We start from the raw sequence: 583 nt of genomic DNA, 5'->3' as shown, positions 1-583 counted from the left end.
GAATTTTAGGACTATTGACTGTTTAATGTGCGGCAATGAACCCAGTCATGATACCGTACAGGTGCATCATGATCGAGTAAGCTATTTGATAGGTCAATGCAAAAAGGCCGGAGTGCATTTTCACTTCAATCAATGTGAAGCATGGTCGCCTGTGGGACAAAAGGGGTGAAGGCAGTGTCTGAAACCGTGGAAATCCTAGATTCACGAGATTTTTGGTTTTGTTTTCTGGATATTGCCGTTATGACCGATGAGACTATTTCAGTTTATGACATGGCTATTTATGCTGCGCTTTGTTCGTTCGCGTCCACCAGGGGGCGCACCTGTTACCCATCGGTTAAGGCTCTTATGAAACGGGCCGGTTGTTCGTATAGGACCGTTCACCGGTCACTCCGGACCCTCGAGGATAAAGGATACATTCAACATCAATATCGTGGCGAGAAAGGGCAAACCTCAATATATATCCTTAAGGGGGGTGTGTCACAGGGACACGGGGGTGTGCCACACAGACACACCCGGTGTGCCACACAGACACACAGAACTATAGCCATAGAACTATAACCAATGAACGAGATATAAATACTAC

The 583-nt window shown here is 46.5% G+C and carries 1 protein-coding gene; it reads left to right on the top strand.

Features of this window, described 5'->3' with window-relative positions; all coding sequences use genetic code 11:
* Positions 1-141 precede the first annotated feature (141 nt).
* Entirely contained in the window at positions 142-558 is a 417-nt protein-coding gene (locus EZM41_RS14815; RefSeq protein ID WP_446697846.1) for a helix-turn-helix domain-containing protein, read from the top strand.
* The last annotated feature ends 25 nt before the right edge of the window (positions 559-583 follow it).

Origin of the sequence: Acetomicrobium sp. S15 = DSM 107314, from assembly GCF_016125955.1 — a bacterium.
GTDB classification, from domain to species: domain Bacteria; phylum Synergistota; class Synergistia; order Synergistales; family Thermosynergistaceae; genus Thermosynergistes; species Thermosynergistes pyruvativorans.
The sequence above is the reverse complement of the archived record's forward strand: the minus strand, read 5'-3'. Positions and strand labels throughout refer to the sequence as shown.